Below are 20,271 nucleotides of genomic sequence, written 5' to 3' on the forward strand. Positions count from 1 at the left end.
CCGTTTTTATCCTAGGCGAGATCGGAGAACGCGGGCTGATAACGTGCAATGAGTTCTTTAAGGAATTCACTTATGGCCCGAATGCGTACGGACGATCTCAAATCCGCGTGGGTCGTTAGCCACAGGTCTTCGGAAAATACCTGATTGTTAGGTATGACCTCGATCATATCGGCGTCATGGGCGACTAAAAATGATGGCAGTAATGCCAGACCAATCCCTGACTTAGCCGCAGCATATTGCTCTGCAACGCTGCTGGTAATGAGTGCAGGATTGGCATCATAGCCCTGTTTTGCCAGCCAGCTTGCCGTCGGTAAGTGAGAATAAGCACGATCCCAGATGATAAATGCGCGACCAGACGTCGGATCGCTAGAAGGTGCTGGATGTCGGTGTAGATAATCAGCACTGGCGTATATTGCGGAATTCATTGCGCCAAGCCGCTGCATAATTAAGTTGCCGCTCTGTGGGCGAACTAGACGTATGGCAAGGTCGGCTTCATAGCGCGATAGATCGGCGACGCCAACGCCAGATATGATTTCGAGCCGCAGTTTGGGATACCGAGAGATAAATTCTGGCAGCGCGGGAATAATCATGTTTACGGCCAAGCTTTCTGGCGTCGCCAGCCTGATCGTGCCTTCGGTGTTGGCATCAAGGTCAGCGAGCCCTATGTGCAGAGCGGTAATACTGTCTTCAACGGCAGAAACCTTACGTAAAACGTCACGGCCTTGATCGGTGAGAAAATATCCGGTGGCATGTCGTGCAAACAGCGTGGTATTCAAATCTTGTTCCAGTGCGCTGATTCGGCGTGAAACGGTCGATTGGCTAACCTGCAATTCTGCTGCGGACCCCGTCAAGCTCCCCGTTCGTGCGACACTCAGAAAATAACGTAGGTCATCCCAATTAATGTTTTTCATTTTTGGAAAACCCTTTGGTAATTCTGTCTGTAGTTATGCATTTATCGATGAATGATAATCCATCCAGTTTCTGGCAACCAGTGAAGAAACGATACATCAGGATTAATTTCATTCGAGGAGTACGACATATGACCACGCCTTCTAGTACGGCATCAACCACGATGTCATCCCATTTCAGCGTTATACACCGTTATTTTGCCGCGTTTGGTAGCGGAAACATTGATGTCGCACTGGCGTTGATGACGGATGACGTCATTTGGCACATCGACGGTGAGTTGAGTGTTTCTACCGTGGGTATTTTGCGTGGACGTGAACAGGTACGTGGCTGGCTTGAGACGTTTCCCAGCGATTTTAAGCCGCAAGAATTTACCGTTTCTCAGCTGTTTGAATCCGGAGATACCGTATTGGCGTTAGGCCGTTTTCGCCACACGGTGCTAACAACAGGAAATATTATCGGCAGTGATTACGTTATTCGATTTGAGATGCGGGAGGGACTCATCGCGCATTATCAGATTTTTGAAGACTCTGCGTTATTAGCTCGGGCATTCGATCCGGCGGATCGCTTTGAACAACAGCGAATTCGCATTAACGGCAATGTGTATGCATACACCGATGTGGGGACAGGCCCGACGATTATTTTTGCTCATGGCTTATTCTTGGATCGAAGTAGTTTTGATCAACAGGTGGCGGTGTTATCGCAAAACTACAGATGTATTGTTTTAGATATGCCAGGACATGGCGAAAGCGGTGTGTTTCCTCCGCAGTGGACGCTAGATGATATGGCTAACGACATTGCTTTGTTGGTGCAGGTTTTAGCGCTGGGCAAAGCCATTTTAGTGGGTCAAAGCCAAGGTGGAATGATGGGTATCCGACTGGCAGCGCTACACCCTGATGTAGTGAGCCATTTGATTTTGGTAGGAACAAGCGCACGAGCGGAATTCGCAGAGCGCATTACCTACTGGAATCATCTGCTGCACATTGTCTCTCAGGGAGCCGAAACGGAAAGAATGGCGGCATTCGAAGCCGTACAGAAACGACTCTGCCCAGCCCAATGGCTGAGTGACAACCCTGAACTCGCTAAACATGAGATAGATATCATGCTATCTCACGATCGTGTTGGCATTGCGCACGCTATCGCTGCGGCAACGATTAATCGAACCGATGTTCGTGATTTACTGAAAAAAATTACCATTCCGACATTCGTGGTCTGCGGGGAACAAGATCAGGCGACGCCGCTGATGTTAAGCCAAGAAATGGCAGACTTGATACCGAATGCGACTCTGCATGTATTAGCGCATGTGGGGCATCATCCCCAATTGGAAGAGGGTGTCGCTTTGCTCTCGGCTATGGAGCGTTTCTTACACGACAAGGATGAGTATGAGCGAAAAATTTCTGTAAGAACGGGAAGGTGATTCCCCCTGTCGATCGGAGAACTGAGTGATTAACAGGGAGAAACGGGGTTGGCCAGCGCTTATTGATGGCTGGCAGCCGCTAACCCATCGAGATAGCGTTCTGCATCCAGAGCCGCCATACAGCCAGTACCCGCAGAGGTAATCGCCTGACGATAGATGTGATCCATGACGTCGCCTGCGGCGAATACGCCCGGAATACTGGTTTGGGTCGCATTGCCACCAAGACCCGATTGTACCTTGATATAGCCGTTTTCAAGGGCCAATTGGCCTTCAAAAATAGCGGTATTTGGTTTGTGCCCGATGGCCACGAACAAACCGGTGACGCTAAGCTGTTCGGTTTTATCACTATCAGTGGCTTTAAGACGGAGGCCATTAACGCCCATAGGGTCGCCTAACACTTCATCGAGCGTACGGTTGGTGTGCAGGACGATATTGCCGCTAGCGACTTTGTCCATCATGCGTGCAATCAGAATCTTTTCAGCGCGGAACGTATCGCGCCGATGGATCAGATGTACCTTAGATGCGATGTTAGACAGGTAGAGCGCTTCCTCAACGGCGGTGTTACCGCCACCGATAACGGCCACTTCCTGTTGGCGGTAGAAGAAACCGTCACAGGTGGCGCAAGCAGAAACTCCGCGCCCTTTGAATTCTTCTTCGGAAGGTAGCCCCAAATACTGAGCTGAAGCGCCGGTTGCAATGATTAACGCATCACAGGTGTATTCCTGAGAGCCCCCGAATAGGCGGAAAGGGCGCGTCTGCAAGTCGACACGTTCGATGTTGTCCAGAATGATTTCGGTGTTAAATTTGGCGGCATGCTCATGCATGCGCTCCATTAACAGAGGGCCTGTCAGACCTTCTGGATCGCCTGGCCAGTTTTCGACTTCAGTCGTTGTCGTCAATTGACCGCCTTTTTCAACGCCGGTAATCAATACCGGATTAAGGTTGGCGCGTGCGGCGTAGACGGCTGCTGTATATCCCGCAGGGCCGGAGCCCAAGATCAGGAGTTTGCTATGTTTGACTGTGCCCATGAATTCCTCTTTTCCAATTTTACAGGACAATAACTCGATTGTAGGGAAGTTAGCGTCTGAAAAAAAGCGTGCAAAAAAATTGTTATCAATTTGTTTGATAGTAGAAAGCTATCGATTAGCAAAAATCATGACAGCAGATAATTTTTTTTAAACCTATTCCGATAACATTCTTGTCGATAAAGCAGCTTAATAGCGCCCATCAGCGATGCTTATTCGTCTGTTTTGTCTCTTTATTTTTTTCTCTGCTCATAGAGTTTCTTAATAATAGTTGGCATGTTCGTCTGATTTTACTTCTTTTGCTTTGACAATCGCCTGTGCATTTGCGAAAACATGGATGTAGGGAAGAACTTGTCTTTGGTTTTTGTGGTCTGGGGGACGTTTGACAGAATTTTTGTCTGTTTAAGCGTGGCAAATAGCTCACACTGGCTAAAACAGCGTTTCTTCTCATGTAACAAGAAATATTGAGTAGTAGGCAAAAATAAGTGTAGTGCTGAAATTGGCTTCAATGAGTGGCGTTAGGGAACGTAGCGAAGGGAGACCCTGCTGCGAACATCTGAATAGGATGTGGCCTCGATATGCAGTGATTTGGAATCAGAGAAAAGCAATTATGCGAGCCCTCGCATGCGAACTGAGTGCAATCGGCGAAAACAGAAAGAAGCTGGATGGCTCGTTTATGCCAGCTTTATCCGGGCTGTTTTCGTGAATATTAACAATGGGAATTGTTGATTGACAGCAGGCATGGGTTTTCGTTTGGGACAAATCCTTAACAAAATGAACTTGTTAAGGGGATGGCGAGCAGGGAAGGATATAAGAGAGACAATAAGATGGCAGACAATAAAAAGCGCCCTGGTAAAGATCTCGACCGTATCGACCGTAACATCCTGAATGAGTTGCAAAAGGATGGACGAATTTCGAACGTTGAGCTTTCTAAGCGAGTTGGTTTATCCCCAACTCCATGTTTAGAACGTGTACGTCGCCTTGAAAGACAAGGTTTTATTCAAGGTTACACTGCACTGTTGAACCCGCACTATCTGGATGCGTCCTTACTGGTATTTGTTGAAATTACCTTGAACCGAGGAGCCCCAGATGTGTTTGAACAGTTCAATACCGCTGTTCAGAAACTGGAAGAAATTCAGGAGTGTCATCTGGTTTCAGGTGATTTCGACTATCTGTTGAAAACACGTGTGCCTGACATGTCCGCTTATCGTAAGTTGCTTGGCGAAACGCTGCTGCGCCTACCGGGCGTTAATGACACCCGTACCTACGTGGTTATGGAAGAAGTCAAACAGAGCAATCGCTTGGTTATCAAAACGCGATAACGGTAGCAGGTGCAAAACCTGAGTAATTTGGTTACACTCCTGTGTATCTATACAGTTTCAGCGCCGAGGGTATAGTCTCTCGGCGTTGTTATTCGTACGAGTCTTTGTTAAATACAAAATTACGTGGCAATGCGTTGTTCTAAAGCGGCAATAGGCAATAATAGTGCTATGGTGAAAAACAGGAACCTGGAGAGCCTTTCTTGAGCCAGGAATACACAGAAGAGAAGGACGTTACTCTCAAACGAATGAGCAGTGGACGTCGGCTATACGAAGCGTTACTCATTGGAGTAGCGTTGTTTTCTATTTATCTCATGGTTTCGTTGCTGAGCTTTGACCCCTCGGATCCGAGCTGGTCGCAAACGGCATGGCACGAACCTATCAATAATATTGGCGGCGGGGCAGGTGCATGGCTAGCTGATACTCTATTCTTTGTTTTCGGAGTGATGGGATACGCCATTCCTCCTGTCATGCTCGCTCTATGTTGGTTTGCTTACCGCAAACGCGACGATAGCGGCTATGTCGACTATTTTGCGATATCCCTGAAACTCATCGGCATGTTGGCGCTGGTTTTAGCGTCCTGCGGTTTAACCGCATTAAACGTTGATGATATCTACCATTTTGCCTCCGGCGGTCTTATTGGGAGTCTGCTGGAGAACGGTGTGAATCCTCTCATGGGCAGCGTGGGGGGAACATTGCTGCTGTTAGGGGTATGGGCCGTTGGGCTGACTCTGTTTACCGGCTGGTCATGGCTGACCATCGCGGAGAAAATCGGTGGGGTCTTGCTCGGAGGCTTAACCTTCATGAGTAATCGCTCGCGTCGCGATCGCGATGATGATTACGATTACGAGGACGACGCTCGTGAAGTTGTGCTGGATAAACACGCATCGTCGGTAGGGCAGGAGACAGATGATGTTCTGCTTCGGGCTGCTGATGAGGATGAAGACGATATCTTGCTGGCCAAGCCAACAAGAACCGCACCAGAGTTGCCAAGTGTCGATGAGGACGAAAACGATCCTCTTCTGGGTAAATTACGTCCGCTGCATGAGGCGGAAATGTCTCTGGATGAATCCGCACAGCCTGCTGTCAGCCATGAATTAAAACCGGCGGCGGCTGTTTCTGCCGTTGGCGCCGCGGTGGCTTCGGCTCAGCCAGTTGCTTCTGCAGCGACTCAGCCCATGACCTTTAGCGCCTCAGAGCCTGAGCCGGTGGCAGAAATTAAGCCTAGTATGCCTCCGCTATACTCTTTCGAGATGCCGGAAGATCGCCCAACGAATGTGTCACATACGCCAACTCGTCCAGCACGTTCTGCATGGGATGATGAGGGGCCGCGTTTGGGGAGTTTGGAACCAGAGACGCCTTCTACACCATCGTCTGCACCGGGTATGAATTTCAGTGCATCACATTTCGATCGTGATGAACTGCCTAAAACGCCATATATCAATCCGGGGTTATCCTCCAATAGTATGCCGTTTGGCGCCGCTTCACGGGATGATACTGTTCCGACTACGGTGTCTACAGCCGCTGCTGCCGGTGCTCTATTCATGCCTGCGTTTAGCGCGACGGAAGACAGCAGCCTGCAGGTGAAACAAGGGAATGGTCCAGAACTGCCGCGACCAAATCCGGTACGGATCCCTACTCGCCGTGAATTAGCCTCTCTTGGGATTAAGCTTCCTTCGCAGCGTATGGCGGAAGAGCAAGCTAAGAAAGAAGCTGAGGCTCAGCGTCTGAGAGCCCAGCAGAGTCCGCAGCAGTCGCTAGAGCAAAATTTAGAACAAAATAATGTTGAGCCGGTTGATGATGAAGCACTGAGAGAGCAAACGGCGCTGCGTCAGGCGTTTGCGGAGCAGCAGCAACAGCGCTATGGCGAACAACAATATGAGCATCAGGCTGAAGATGAGCAGGCGGCTGAAATGGCGCGTCTGCAAAGCGAGTTTTCTTCCCAGCAGCAACAGCGTTATCAGCAGCAGACTGATGCAACGGATGATAATGCTTATGCATTAAGCGGTGTCACTGCTTCCCGTAATGACCTGATGGACTTCTCGCCTGCGAAAGCGTTAAGCGAAGCGGCAGCAAGTAATAATGCGTTTGGATTTACGCCTGTGGCTGATTTGGTGGATGATGGTCCTTCGGAGCCTTTGTTCACGATTACCCCTGAGCAGGAAGAAACGGCCGCACGTGACAGCGATGCCTATGATGTGCCATTTGGCCGTTACGATGAGCCAGTGCAACCATCACAGCCTCAGTCCTATCAACAGCCCGCGGCGTCGCAGTATTCGCAGCAGCCTGCACCCGTTCAACCGAATGTTTATCAGCAGCCACCTGCGGCGCCGGTTACGCCACAGCCAAGCATTCAACAACCGAACGCTCAACAGCCAGTGGCGCAGCAATCGACAGGACAGCATCCGGCCATGGATGGTTTAATTCATCCATTCCTGATGCGCGGTCATGAGCAGCCGTTGGAAAAACCGACGACGCCATTACCGACGCTGGACCTGCTGACTGAACCACCGGCCAACTCTGAACCTGTAGATATGTTCGCGCTGGAGCAGGTGGGGAATCTGGTGGAGTCGCGTTTAGCGGACTATCGTGTTAAAGCCGAGGTTGTTGGGATCTCTCCAGGCCCAGTTATCACCCGCTTCGAGTTGGATCTTGCGCCAGGTGTAAAAGCAGCGCGTATCTCTAACCTGTCGCGAGATCTGGCGCGTTCGCTCTCTGCGGTTGCGGTACGTGTGGTTGAGGTCATTCCGGGTAAACCTTATGTCGGTTTGGAATTGCCGAATAAACATCGTCAAACTGTGTACCTGCGTGAAGTGTTGGATTGCTCCAAGTTCCGCGAAAGCCCTTCTCCGTTGACTATTGTCTTGGGGAAAGATATTGCTGGGCAGCCCGTCATCGCCGACTTGGCAAAAATGCCGCATTTGTTGGTGGCAGGGACTACGGGGTCCGGTAAGTCGGTGGGCGTGAACGCCATGATCCTCAGCATGCTGTATAAGGCGACGCCGGATGAAGTGCGCTTCATCATGATCGACCCGAAAATGCTGGAGCTTTCTGTCTACGAAGGTATTCCACATCTGTTGACCGAAGTGGTCACAGATATGAAAGATGCCGCTAATGCATTGCGTTGGTGTGTCGGTGAGATGGAGCGTCGTTATAAGCTGATGTCTGCGCTGGGTGTACGTAACCTTGCGGGTTATAACGAGCGCGTTGAACAGGCGATTGCGATGGGACGTCCAATTCCAGATCCGTTCTGGAAACCGGGCGACAGCATGGACATGACGCCACCAGTACTGGAGAAACTGCCGTATATTGTGGTGCTGGTGGACGAGTTCGCCGACCTGATGATGGCCGTTGGTAAGAAAGTGGAAGAACTGATCGCCCGTTTGGCTCAGAAAGCGCGTGCGGCAGGTATTCACTTGGTGCTGGCGACCCAGCGTCCGTCGGTGGATGTTATTACCGGTTTGATCAAAGCAAACATTCCGACACGTATCGCCTTTACGGTTTCTAGCAAGATCGACTCCCGAACGATCCTCGATCAGGGGGGCGCAGAATCGCTGCTGGGGATGGGGGATATGCTGTATATGCCGCCTAACTCTTCAATGCCGGTTCGCGTGCACGGTGCATTCGTCCGCGATGAAGAGGTTCATGCCGTCGTACAGGACTGGAAAGCGCGCGGTCGTCCGCAATATATCGACAGTATCTTGAGCTCGTCTGAAGATGGGGAAGGCGGCTTAGGATTAGATAGTGATGAAGAGCTGGATCCGCTATTCGATCAGGCCGTTGCCTTTGTTGTTGATAAACGTCGTGCTTCGATTTCCGGTGTTCAGCGACAATTCCGTATTGGTTATAACCGTGCGGCTCGTATTGTTGAACAGATGGAAGCTCAGGGCATTGTGAGCTCGCCGGGAAATAACGGTAACCGTGAAGTGCTGGCTCCGCCATCGCATGATATGTAATTCATATTATTGATGACGCGTAGCTTACGGGCGGTGATTTCACCGCCCGTTTTATTTCAGACGGTTGCTGAATAAATCACGACGCGTCTAGCAGAGCAAAGATGTGTAAATCACCGTCATTCAGAATGTTACCGATGATAACCCCATGTCTATTCGCTAAAGTTAGCGTATTATATTGGGTAATATAAAGCGTGGTGCAGCGGCGTAATCACCGTTGACCAGACGATAAAAATTAGCCGAGGTTATCTGTATTCAGCAGTTAACTGTGACCGAAAAAAGGTATAGAACATAATGAAAAAGTTGTTATTAGCGTGCTGTCTGGTAACCGGTTTTGCATCTACAGCGGTGCAGGCGTCTCCAACGAGTGATTTACAAAGCCGTTTGGATAAAGTGAATAGTTTCCATTCAAGCTTTACCCAGACGGTAACGACGGCTGATGGTGCGGCGGTACAGCAGGGCGAAGGTGAACTTTGGGTAAAACGCCCGAACTTGTTCAACTGGCATATGACGTCACCGGATGAGAGCGTTTTGGTTTCTGATGGTAAAACGCTGTGGTTCTATAATCCGTTTGTTGAGCAAGTGACCGCGACGTGGCTAGACAGTGCGACGAGCAATACGCCGTTTATGCTGATTACCCGCAACGATGCGAAAGAGTGGAATCAGTATAATGTGAAACAAACAGGGGATACTTTTGATCTGACACCAAAAAGCCAGAAAAATAACCTCAAGAAATTCACGATTAGCGTATCGCCAACGGGCACTATTAACAGCTTTACCGCAGTTGAACAAGATGGCCAGAGCAGTGCTTACAAGCTGAAAAGCCAGCAAAGCGGTGTGGTTGATGCCAGCAAATTCCAGTTCACTCCGCCTAAAGGTGTGACGGTGGACGATCAGCGTCAATAGTTTTAAAAATACTGAATGGGAAAAGCCAGTGAGTAATCTGTCCCTCGACTTCTCGCAGAACGAGTTTCAACCACTGGCCGCGCGTATGCGGCCAGAAACATTGAAGCAGTATATCGGACAGCGTCATCTGCTGGCTGTTGGCAAACCGTTGCCGCGAGCTATCGAAGCAGGTCACCTGCATTCAATGATTTTGTGGGGGCCTCCAGGGACAGGTAAAACAACGCTGGCAGAATTGATCGGTCGCTATGGTAATGCGGACGTTGAGCGTATTTCGGCGGTAACCTCCGGTATCAAAGAGATCCGTGAGGCTATCGAGCGAGCTCGGCATAATCGTGATGCTGGCCGCCGCACCATTCTGTTTGTAGATGAAGTTCACCGATTTAACAAAAGTCAGCAGGATGCGTTCCTGCCGCATATCGAAGATGGCACCATTACCTTCATCGGCGCTACGACTGAAAATCCTTCTTTTGAGTTGAACTCGGCGCTGCTCTCACGTGCCCGTGTTTATCTGCTTAAGGCGCTGACCAGCGACGATATTATCGAAGTGCTCAATCAGGCGATGGCCGACAAAGAACGTGGTTACGGCGGACAAAATATTGTTCTGCCAGATGATACTCGCAATATGATTGCCGAACTGGTCGGCGGGGATGCCCGCCGTGCACTAAACACGTTGGAAATGATGGCCGATATGGCGGAAGTTGATGCCAGCGGCAATCGTGTATTAACGCCGAATCTTCTGAAAGAAGTGTCAGGCGAGCGCAGTGCTCGCTTTGATAATAAAGGTGACCGTTTTTACGATTTGATTTCGGCGCTGCATAAATCGGTACGAGGTTCCTCACCGGATGCTGCGCTCTATTGGTATGCCCGCATTATTACTGCCGGCGGTGATCCGCTGTATGTGGCTCGGCGCCTGTTGGCGATTGCATCCGAAGATGTCGGTAATGCCGATCCGCGTGGCATGCAGGTGGCCATTTCCGCATGGGATTGTTTTACCCGAGTAGGGCCAGCCGAAGGTGAGCGCGCAATTGCGCAGGCAATCGTCTATTTAGCCTGTGCACCGAAAAGTAACGCAGTTTATACCGCTTTCAAAGCCGCTTTGCATGATGCGAAAGAGCGCCCTGATTATGATGTTCCCGATCATTTGCGCAATGCACCGACCAAGCTAATGAAGGAAATGGGGCTAGGGGCGGAGTACCGTTATGCGCATGATGAGACTCATGCCTATGCTGCCGGTGAAGTCTACTTCCCACCTGAAATGTCACAAACCCGATATTATGTGCCTACTAACCGTGGTTTAGAGGGCAAAATTGGTGAAAAACTGGCATGGTTGGCTGAGCAGGATCAAAATAGCCCGACAAAACGCTACCGCTAATTTTCCCATTGCGGTAAGGTTAACCCTGATAAAATACGCTTTACATTGAGCGCCTTGTGCTCAATGTATTGCTCATTAAAACTCCCTCAATATAATCACAGGATTAGCATGCTAGATCCCAATCTACTGCGTAATGAGCTAGACGCAGTCGCCGAAAAGCTGGCTCGTCGAGGCTTTAAACTGGATGTTGACACTCTGCGTCAGCAGGAAGAACGCCGCAAAGTGCTGCAAGTTGAAACTGAAAGCCTGCAAGCAGAGCGTAATTCGCGATCCAAATCCATCGGTGCGGCTAAAGCGCGTGGGGAAGACATTGAACCACTGCGTCTTGAAGTCAACGAATTGGGCGAAAAGCTGGATGCGGCTAAGTCTGAGCTGGATCAGTTGCTAAATGATATTCGCGATCTGGCGTTGTCTATTCCTAACATGCCAGATGATTCTGTGCCGGTAGGTAGAGACGAAAACGACAATGTGGAAGTGAGCCGCTGGGGCGAGCCTCGTACTTATGATTTCGAAGTCCGCGACCACGTAACGCTGGGCGAAATGACTGGCGGGCTGGACTTTGCTGCTGCCGTTAAACTGACCGGTGCGCGCTTTGTTGTCATGAAAGGCCAAATTGCGCGTATGCACCGTGCGTTGGCGCAGTTCATGCTCGATCTGCACACCGAGCAGCACGGATATCTGGAAACCTATGTTCCATATCTGGTGAACCACGATACTTTGTATGGTACTGGTCAGCTGCCAAAATTCGGTGGCGATTTGTTCCACACGCGTCCACTGGAAGAAGAAGCGGATTCCAGCACCTATGCGTTGATCCCGACGGCTGAAGTTCCTGTTACTAACTTGGTACGTGGCGAAATTCTGGAAGAAGAATCTCTGCCGCTGAAAATGACTGCCCATACGCCATGCTTCCGTTCAGAAGCCGGTTCTTATGGTCGCGATACTCGCGGTCTGATCCGTATGCACCAGTTTGATAAAGTTGAGTTGGTTCAGATCGTTCGTCCAGAAGACTCTATGGATGCGCTGGAAGAATTGACCGGTCATGCTGAAAAAGTGCTGCAGCTGCTGAACCTGCCATACCGCAAAGTGTTGCTGTGTACGGGTGATATGGGCTTTGGTTCAAGCAAAACCTACGATCTGGAAGTTTGGGTTCCTGCTCAGAACACTTACCGCGAAATCTCTTCATGTTCAAACATGTGGGACTTCCAAGCTCGTCGTATGCAGGCTCGTTGCCGTAACAAAACCGACAAAAAACCACGTTTGGTGCATACACTGAATGGTTCTGGTTTGGCCGTTGGTCGTACGCTGGTTGCTGTACTGGAAAACTATCAGCAAGCTGATGGTCGCATTCAGGTACCAGAAGTTCTGCGTCCATACATGAATGGCTTAGAATATATCGGTTAATCTCGAATATGTTTGTAAAAGCGCCTACGGGCGCTTTTTTTATAAACTAAATAACTGCTTTCTCTATTTATTCAATTACCACGTTTTTCAAGCCACTTTTTATAGTCATATTTAACCCCGTTCTATTTCAATATCGTGAGAATTATTTCTGGTCAATCTATTCGCTTCTTTATCGATGCCGATGGCTAATTGATTTGCATTCTCAAACGTAAGTTTATGATTTTGAAAAGCTGTTAATTGCATCACATAAACCACCTGTGCCTGCGTTCTACGAGTGTTTATTGACATCAAACAATATGACTTACTCCCAAAGAAGTATTATCCATTTGAGAAAGTGGATACGGATATTTGCTCAATTTCATTCCAATTAATTGCGAGTTTATGTTTTATCTGGCGCAGTGAGCGCGCTTGAAACAGCAAATTACGTAATACCTCCACTTTCCGTTTTACTGACTAATAAAAAAACGCATAGACGTTCGTCAGAAAATTTGCAGTCATATTTTTTGTTTTGAAAGCAAACTGAGTGGGTATTGTATGAAAAATACGAAAGAGACAGGCTTATTGTCTACGCAGGTGAGCCGCCGCAAGCTGGTTAAATCCAGCGCTATCGGCGGTTTAGTTGCGGCGAGTGGTGGATTATCTCTGCCGTTTGCCCGTAAGGCAGCAGCTCAGTCAGGCACAACATCTTTGGGAAAAGATGAAAAAGTTATCTGGAGTGCATGTACCGTAAACTGTGGCAGCCGTTGCCCGTTACGCATGCATGTTGTTGATGGCGAAATTAAATATGTCGAAACCGATAACACAGGTGACGACAATTATGAGGGCTTGCATCAGGTTCGCGCATGCTTACGTGGGCGTTCTATGCGTCGCCGCGTTTACAACGCCGACCGTCTGAAATATCCCATGAAACGCGTTGGCGCGCGTGGGGAAGGTAAATTCAAACGCATAAGCTGGGAAGAAGCCTTCGATACCATCGCGGCTAGTATGCAGCACATCATTAAAGACTATGGTAACGAAGCTATCTATCTGAACTACGGCACCGGTACGCTGGGCGGTACGATGACACGCTCTTGGCCACCGGGGGCGACTCTGATTGCTCGCCTAATGAATTGCTGTGGCGGCTATCTGAATCATTACGGCGATTACAGTACAGCGCAAATTGCTGAAGGGTTGAATTACACCTACGGCGGTTGGGCCGATGGGAATAGTCCGTCAGATATCGAAAATAGTAAATTAGTGGTTCTATTTGGTAATAACCCTGGTGAAACGCGAATGAGCGGCGGCGGGGTGACTTACTATCTGGAGCAGGCTCGACAGAAATCTAATGCCCGTATGATCATTATCGATCCGCGCTATACCGATACAGGCGCTGGACGCGAAGACGAATGGGTGCCTATTCGTCCAGGTACCGACGCGGCGTTAGCCTCTGCCTTAGCACATGTGATGATCACAGAGGATTTGGTCGATCAGGCATTTCTAGATAAATACTGTGTTGGCTATGACGAAAAAACCATGCCGGAAGGAGCTCCAGCCAATGGCCACTATAAAGCCTACATTTTAGGCCTAGGGGCTGATGGTGTAGCCAAAACGCCAGAGTGGGCGGCAGCAATTACGGGTATTCCGGCGGATAAAATTATCAAGCTTGCTCGTGAAATTGGCGCGGCTAAACCCGCTTATATTTCACAAGGCTGGGGGCCACAGCGCCATTCAAACGGCGAGTTGGCTTCGCGCGCAATTTCTATGTTGGCGATTTTAACCGGCAATGTGGGGATTCACGGCGGCAATAGTGGTGCACGTGAAGGGTCGTATTCTCTCGACTTTGTTCGCATGCCGACCCTGGAAAATCCGGTTAAAACCAGTATTTCCATGTTCATGTGGACGGACGCGATTGTACGTGGCCCCGAAATGACAGCAACGCGAGATGGGGTGCGCGGCAAAGATAAGCTGGATGTGCCAATCAAGATGATCTGGAACTATGCGGGTAACTGTTTGGTGAACCAGCATTCTGAGATCAACCGTACGCATGACATTCTACAAGATGATAAAAAGTGCGAAATGATTGTGGTCATCGATAACCACATGACCGCTTCGGCTAAATACGCCGACATCTTGCTGCCTGACTGTACTGCGTCGGAACAAATGGACTTCTGTTTGGATGCTTCGGCGGGCAACATGTCTTACGTTATTTTTGCCGATCAGGTCATCAAGCCTCGTTTCGAATGCAAAAATATCTACGAAATGACCAGTGAGTTGGCGAAGCGCATGGACGTGGAAGCTCAATTTACCGAAGGCCGTACTCAGGAAGAGTGGTTACGCCATCTGTATCAACAGTCTCAGCAAGCGATGTCAGGGCTGCCGTCGTTTGACGATTTCCGTCAGCAAGGGATTTATAAGCAGCGCGATCCCGAAGGTCATCATGTCGCTTACAAGGCGTTTCGTGAGGATCCGGTAGCTAATCCACTGACGACCCCATCGGGAAAAATAGAGATTTATTCAACACAGCTCGCTGAAAAAGCAGCCACGTGGGAATTGGCTAAAGGCGATGTCATTGACCCTCTGCCGATTTACAGCGCGGGTTTTGAAGGCTATGACGATCCGCTCGTTGAAAAATTCCCACTGCAGTTGACGGGATTCCATTATAAGGCGCGCACCCACTCTACCTATGGCAACGTCGACGTATTGAAAGCAGCTTGTCGTCAGGAGATGTGGATTAACCCAATAGATGCGAAACAACGTGGTATTGCCAACGGCGATATCGTGCGCATTTTCAACCAGCGCGGCGAAGTTCGTATTAATGCCAAAGTGACCCCTAGAATGATGCCGGGTGTTGTCGCACTAGGCGAAGGCGCATGGTACAGCCCTGATGCAAATCGAGTCGATCACGCAGGGTCGATAAATGTGCTTACCACGCAGCGTCCGTCACCATTAGCGAAAGGCAACCCGTCTCATTCGAATCTTGTTCAAGTCACCAAGGCATAAGGAGTAGCTGATGACAACGCAATACGGCTTTTATATCGACTCAAGTCGTTGCACCGGCTGCAAAACCTGCGAGCTGGCCTGCAAAGATTTTAAAAATTTGACACCAGACGTTAGCTTCCGCCGCATTTATGAATATGCGGGGGGGGACTGGCAGGAAGATAACGGTGTGTATCACCAAAATGTGTTTGCCTATTATCTCTCCATTTCGTGTAACCACTGTAGCGATCCTGCCTGTACCAAAGTGTGTCCGAGCGGCGCGATGCACAAACGAGAGGATGGCTTTGTCGTCGTCAATGAAGAGGTTTGCATTGGTTGTCGCTATTGCCACATGGCCTGCCCGTATGGCGCTCCTCAGTACAATGAGGAGAAGGGGCACATGACCAAGTGTGATGGCTGTTACGAGCGCGTGGCAGAAGGTAAGAAGCCAATCTGCGTTGAGTCTTGCCCACTGCGCGCGCTTGATTTAGCACCGATTGAAGAACTGCGCGCCAAATATGGTGACTTAGCAGAGGTGGCTCCGTTGCCTGCGGCGCACTTCACTAAGCCGAACATCGTATTAAAACCTAATGCCAACAGTCGTCCGGTCGGAGATACAACCGGTTATCTGGCAAATCCGAAGGAGGTCTGAGATGGGTATGGGATGGCATGAATGGCCGTTGATGATTTTCACGGTTTTAGGGCAGTGCGTGGTTGGTGCCTTTATTATCATAGCGCTGGCCTTGATAGCGGGTCGTTTGGATGAGGTGCTCACGCGCCGAGTGCATGTCAGCATGTTCTTTCTTTGGGTACTCATGGGGATTGCCTTTATTGCTTCGGTAATGCACTTGGGTTCTCCGATGCGAGCGTTTAATTCGCTTAACCGCATCGGTGAGTCGGCCCTGAGTAACGAGATTGCCAGCGGCTCGGTATTCTTTGCGGCGGGGGGGATTTATTGGCTCCTCGCGATGCTTAACAAAATGCCTGCGGCATTAGGCAAACTTTGGCTAGCGATCACCATGGTTTTGGGGTTGCTGTTTGTCTATGCCATGTGCCGCGTATATCAGATCGATACCGTTCCCACGTGGCATAATGGTTACACCACGCTAGGGTTTGTGTTGACGATGCTGATCGGTGGGCCTTTGCTGGGCTTTCTACTGCTACGTGCGGCAGGTGTTTTAGGTTGTAGCATGCGACTACTGCCCGTTATCAGCGTGTTAGCCGTATTAGTGAGCGTAGCCGCGGTTGCTATGCAAGGCTTTGGCCTCGCTGAGATCCACAGTTCTGTACAACAGGCATCGGCGTTAATCCCCGCGTTTGGCACTCTGCTGGCATGGCGTTTAGCGCTGCTTGTCTTAGGGCTTGGATGCTGGATCTGCCCAATGATTAAGGGTAAAACGCCGTCGGTTGCATGGCTGGTGATTGGTTTTGCGCTAGTTGTGGCGGGTGAATTGATCGGGCGCGGCATGTTCTACGGTCTGCACATGACTGTTGGCATGGCCGTAGCCGGTTAACGCCTTGATGTATTGATGATAATATCGGTGGAGCTCACTTCTGAGCTCCACACTTTAGTGAACTCACGTTCATCGTCTCATCTACTTTGCATTAAAACTGATTTGGTATCTTCATGTTACAACCTCAACAGCTTCAAGATATTGCAATCTCGGCACGTTCATTGGGTGCTCTGTTTTATTATTCCCCTGAAAGTGAAACTTGTGCGCCATTAGTCGACATTCTCACGTCGTCGGAGTGGATCAGCGAATGGCCTTATGGCTCGATGCAACAGCTTGAACAATGTGCGGCAAAATTGGCTGCTATGACCGATGAGTCGCTAACAGATGCTCATCAGCGCTTGTTTATTGGGCCCTATGCGCTACCGGCTCCTCCGTGGGGTTCTGTGTATCTGGATAAAGAGAGCGTGCTTTTTGGTGACTCGACGCTGGCACTGCGCCAATGGATGCGTGAACATCTGATTGAAGGGCAAATAGGGCAGAAAGAACCCGAAGATCAGTTTGGCCTGATGTTAATGATGGCCGCATGGCTAGCAGAATCGCAGCCTCAGGCGTTGAGTGATTTTCTGTCCGTGCATCTTTTACCGTGGAGCACTCGCTATTTAACGTTGATGATGCAAGACGCACGGCACCCGTTCTATCAAGGTTTATCTGAATTAGCGCTGTTGACGCTAGCTAGCTGGCAGCAGCAGTTAGCGATTGTTCCTGCTGAACGTGAGCTTTACCGCTAATGAGCGAGCAAAAAGATCAAGACTACTATCGTGCTTGGATGTCGCACCACATCGTGAGTCGCCGTGGTCTTTTTCGCGGGCTGCTTGGCGCTGGAAAGCGAGCGCAGCAGCAGGTTGAACTTGAATCTGTGCGCCGAGCGATAGGACGCCCACCACAGGCCGTGGCGGAGCGTCTTTTTCTTGCTTTGTGCACCGCCTGTGGAGACTGCATCGCAGCGTGTCCTTACGGTCTAATCGAAATCAAAGACGGCGCAGCAGCGCTCCAAATTGATTTTTCAGCTTGTGATACCGCTAAATGCAATGACTGCACTACATCTTGCAAAACGGGGGCACTTTCCCCACTTATTTTATCGGATACTGCCTTAAGGCCTCTATTTGCTAAAGGCTGCATTGGACGTGGCAATAATGATTGCCGGCTATGTGAGCGAGCTTGTTCATCTCACGCGATTTACTTTGACGATAATGCCCAACCAACGTTTGCTGAAAGCCTCTGCGACGGCTGTGGGCAATGCAAAACGGCCTGTTATCATGGACATATTTCTCTGGTGGCAGGAAGTCCAAAATTAGCCAATTTGTCAGAAAGATAAATTTTTTTACCTACGTATTAACAAATCGTGCTATGCCTAATCTATAGTCGATTGACTTTTAATTCACCAGTGGCATGATGCGCCCACTTCTCAATGCGGTTCGGTTCGAAATTCAAATGTCTTCATACTCTCGCCCAGTGCTTTTATTGCTCTGCGGGCTTTTGCTGCTGACCGTTGCTATGGCGGTTTTAAATACTTTGGTTCCATTGTGGCTTAGCCATGAGCAACTCCCTACTTGGCAAGTTGGGTTGGTGAGTTCTTCCTATTTTATGGGGAATTTGGTGGGGACGTTGGTGGCGGGGGCTGTCATTATGCACTCTGGTTTTAACCGCAGCTACCATTACGCTTGTACCATCTTTGCACTTTCAACAGCGGCGCTGAGTTTTTCTACAGATATATGGAGTTGGCTGGCGCTGCGTTTCTTGGCCGGTGTTGGTTGTGCGATGGTATGGGTGGTGGTTGAAAGCGCGTTATTGCGTAGCGGAACCAACGCGAACCGTGGACAACTGTTAGCTGCTTATATGACTGTCTATTATCTCGGTACGGTGCTTGGGCAACTGATGCTTGGCGTTGTGCCTACCGCCGTGATGCAAGTTCTGCCTTGGGCGACATCGCTGATGGTGTTGGCGATAATGCCGTTGCTATTCGCTCGCTTTGCACGGCCTGAATCTCATGCTTCGGTACCAATGTGGGCAATGCTGCGCCGTCGTAGTGCGAGACTCGGGATCCATGGGTGTGTTATTTCAGGGGCAGTATTAGGCTCACTATATGGATTGCTGCCTCTTTATTTAGCCCATAAAGGTATGAGTGATGCTAACGTCGGTCTGTGGATGGCGTTGCTGGTGAGTGCTGGGATTATGGGGCAGTGGCCAATCGGACGTTTGGCCGATCGTTTTGGCCGCATTGCGGTTCTTCGCGTGCAGGTGAGCGTGGTTATTCTCGGTTGTATGGCGATGCTGGGGAATTATGGTGTAGTGCCCGCGCTCTTTACGCTGGGATGTGCTGGTTTTACGCTTTATCCGGTGGCGATGTCGTGGGCTTGCGAAACCGCAGCACCTCATGAGCTGGTTGCCATGAATCAAGCCTTACTGATGAGCTATACCATTGGCAGCCTTGCAGGACCTGCAACGGTCGCTGCGTTGATGCAACAATATTCCGACGATGTGCTTTTCGTGATGATTGCCGGTATTGCACTGGTTTATTTGTTGATGCTGATGAAGAAAACCGATCATCACCATGCGTTACCTGCGGCATAAGCTTCTCGATTTTCTGGCATAAAAAAACGCCCATTTGGGCGTTTTTTGTATCTGTATACCAAAGCGGCAATTAGTGCATGCGGCTTCCGGCTTGAATGCGCGAGCCCAGCATATTTTGGCTGGTTGCCTGCATCAAATGCTCACGGCAGTTATTCATTTCAAGCCAACCTTCGATTTGTTGGTGAAGGCTATTCAGTTCGCTCTGTGTTCCAGCAGACAGTACGATAATCAGGCTAACTTCACTGCCATTTTGTAGCACTACCGGTTTATCACACTTGAGCACTGATGCTTCTCCGCGTTTACTGATAACCCCCTGTTCAGGTTGGGCAAAGACCAGTAATACACCTTCGCTTACCACGAAGTCCTGTTTATCCTGCTTGAGTGCATCGATGATATGCAGCGGGTAGCTTGCATTCACCTTGCTTTCGCTAATCAGCGGTTGGCAGGCTAAATGGATCGCGTGGCGCCAGCTCAGTGGCTGGTGGCAGAACTGCCAGCGTTGGTCGAGAATTGCATCAATTGACATAAAACCTCCGGTAACATTGCACCTGTAATGGGGCGCCTGAAAAAATAAATATACCTGTCATACTTAAACTGTATGCGTATTGGCATGGTTTGTTCCCTCTAGTGACATGATTCTCTATGCGACTAGGGGCAAACGTGCCACTTTCATACAACTCGAATTTCTAGGTATAAAGGCTATCCATAGTGTTTATTTAATTCATCCACCTCTGGTGTTTGCAGCAATGTGCAGGCACAAGTCAGTATGAAAAAAAGTATTTACAGCACCGCAATAGATTGAATTTAAAGACCTCTCTTTAAGACCTATATTCTGCGGGTGTATGGGCAGTGTATCGGTGCCAATCAGGGAAGTCACTGCTTAGAAGAAAGTCTAATAATCCACCCCATCTCATCACATTACTTAAATTCTC

15 protein-coding genes are annotated in these 20,271 nt (G+C 49.5%); 12 read left to right on the plus strand and 3 right to left on the minus strand.

Annotated features, from left to right (window positions below; genetic code table 11):
• Positions 1–11: 11 nt before the first annotated feature.
• Positions 12–911 (minus strand): LysR family transcriptional regulator, encoded by a 900-nt coding sequence (locus K9N75_RS08575; RefSeq protein ID WP_061060206.1) that lies wholly within the window; start codon positions 909–911, stop codon positions 12–14.
• Positions 912–1,039: 128 nt separating this feature from the next.
• Here K9N75_RS08575 and K9N75_RS08580 point away from each other — a divergent pair, with 128 nt between their 5' ends.
• On the plus strand, positions 1,040–2,323 hold the full coding sequence (locus tag K9N75_RS08580; protein WP_224452475.1) for an alpha/beta fold hydrolase: 1,284 nt from the start codon (positions 1,040–1,042) through the stop codon (positions 2,321–2,323).
• Positions 2,324–2,382: 59 nt separating this feature from the next.
• Here the strand turns inward: K9N75_RS08580 and trxB are convergent, their stop codons facing one another.
• Positions 2,383–3,351, minus strand: coding sequence for a thioredoxin-disulfide reductase (gene trxB / locus K9N75_RS08585; RefSeq protein ID WP_004095805.1), 969 nt, complete (start codon positions 3,349–3,351; stop codon positions 2,383–2,385).
• Positions 3,352–4,175: 824 nt separating this feature from the next.
• Between trxB and lrp the strand changes: the two genes are divergently transcribed.
• The 11 genes from lrp to K9N75_RS08640 all read left to right on the plus strand — a co-directional run bounded on the left by lrp (position 4,176) and on the right by K9N75_RS08640 (position 19,339).
• On the plus strand, positions 4,176–4,670 hold the full coding sequence (gene lrp, locus K9N75_RS08590) for a leucine-responsive transcriptional regulator Lrp (protein WP_008812989.1): 495 nt from the start codon (positions 4,176–4,178) through the stop codon (positions 4,668–4,670).
• Positions 4,671–4,870: 200 nt separating this feature from the next.
• Entirely contained in the window at positions 4,871–8,623 is a 3,753-nt protein-coding gene (locus K9N75_RS08595; protein WP_224452476.1) for a DNA translocase FtsK 4TM domain-containing protein, read from the plus strand.
• Positions 8,624–8,914: 291 nt separating this feature from the next.
• On the plus strand, positions 8,915–9,526 hold the full coding sequence (gene lolA, locus K9N75_RS08600; protein ID WP_008812991.1) for an outer membrane lipoprotein periplasmic chaperone LolA: 612 nt from the start codon (positions 8,915–8,917) through the stop codon (positions 9,524–9,526).
• Positions 9,527–9,554: 28 nt separating this feature from the next.
• On the plus strand, positions 9,555–10,898 hold the full coding sequence (locus K9N75_RS08605) for a replication-associated recombination protein A (protein ID WP_008812992.1): 1,344 nt from the start codon (positions 9,555–9,557) through the stop codon (positions 10,896–10,898).
• Positions 10,899–11,006: 108 nt separating this feature from the next.
• On the plus strand, positions 11,007–12,299 hold the full coding sequence (gene serS, locus K9N75_RS08610) for a serine--tRNA ligase (RefSeq protein WP_004095796.1): 1,293 nt from the start codon (positions 11,007–11,009) through the stop codon (positions 12,297–12,299).
• Positions 12,300–12,833: 534 nt separating this feature from the next.
• On the plus strand, positions 12,834–15,278 hold the full coding sequence (gene dmsA / locus K9N75_RS08615; RefSeq protein ID WP_224452477.1) for a dimethylsulfoxide reductase subunit A: 2,445 nt from the start codon (positions 12,834–12,836) through the stop codon (positions 15,276–15,278).
• Positions 15,279–15,288: 10 nt separating this feature from the next.
• A complete protein-coding gene (locus K9N75_RS08620; protein ID WP_008812995.1) occupies positions 15,289–15,906 on the plus strand; it encodes a DMSO/selenate family reductase complex B subunit in 618 nt (205 codons plus the stop codon).
• Position 15,907: 1 nt separating this feature from the next.
• Complete coding sequence (locus tag K9N75_RS08625; protein WP_224452478.1) at positions 15,908–16,768, plus strand: dimethyl sulfoxide reductase anchor subunit family protein; 861 nt, start codon at positions 15,908–15,910, stop codon at positions 16,766–16,768.
• 113 nt (positions 16,769–16,881) lie between these two features.
• Positions 16,882–17,496 carry a Tat proofreading chaperone DmsD gene (dmsD, locus tag K9N75_RS08630; protein WP_008812997.1) on the plus strand — a complete coding sequence of 205 codons (615 nt, stop codon included), beginning with the start codon at positions 16,882–16,884 and terminating at the stop codon, positions 17,494–17,496.
• Complete coding sequence (locus K9N75_RS08635) at positions 17,496–18,083, plus strand: 4Fe-4S dicluster domain-containing protein (protein WP_039188812.1); 588 nt, start codon at positions 17,496–17,498, stop codon at positions 18,081–18,083. The genes dmsD and K9N75_RS08635 overlap by 1 nt, the downstream gene beginning before the upstream one ends.
• 116 nt (positions 18,084–18,199) lie before the next feature.
• The gene (locus K9N75_RS08640; RefSeq protein WP_114445638.1) at positions 18,200–19,339 is read left to right on the plus strand and encodes an MFS transporter; all 1,140 of its coding nucleotides are present in this window, start codon (positions 18,200–18,202) and stop codon (positions 19,337–19,339) included.
• A gap of 70 nt (positions 19,340–19,409) precedes the next feature.
• On the opposite strand, the gene K9N75_RS08645 is transcribed toward K9N75_RS08640, so the two are convergent.
• Positions 19,410–19,865: a PTS sugar transporter subunit IIA gene (locus K9N75_RS08645; protein ID WP_039188810.1), complete on the minus strand. Its 456-nt coding sequence runs from the start codon at positions 19,863–19,865 to the stop codon at positions 19,410–19,412.
• Between the last annotated feature and the right edge of the window lie 406 nt (positions 19,866–20,271).

It is taken from the genome of Hafnia paralvei, assembly GCF_020150375.1.
Classification (GTDB): Bacteria; Pseudomonadota; Gammaproteobacteria; order Enterobacterales; family Enterobacteriaceae; genus Hafnia; species Hafnia paralvei.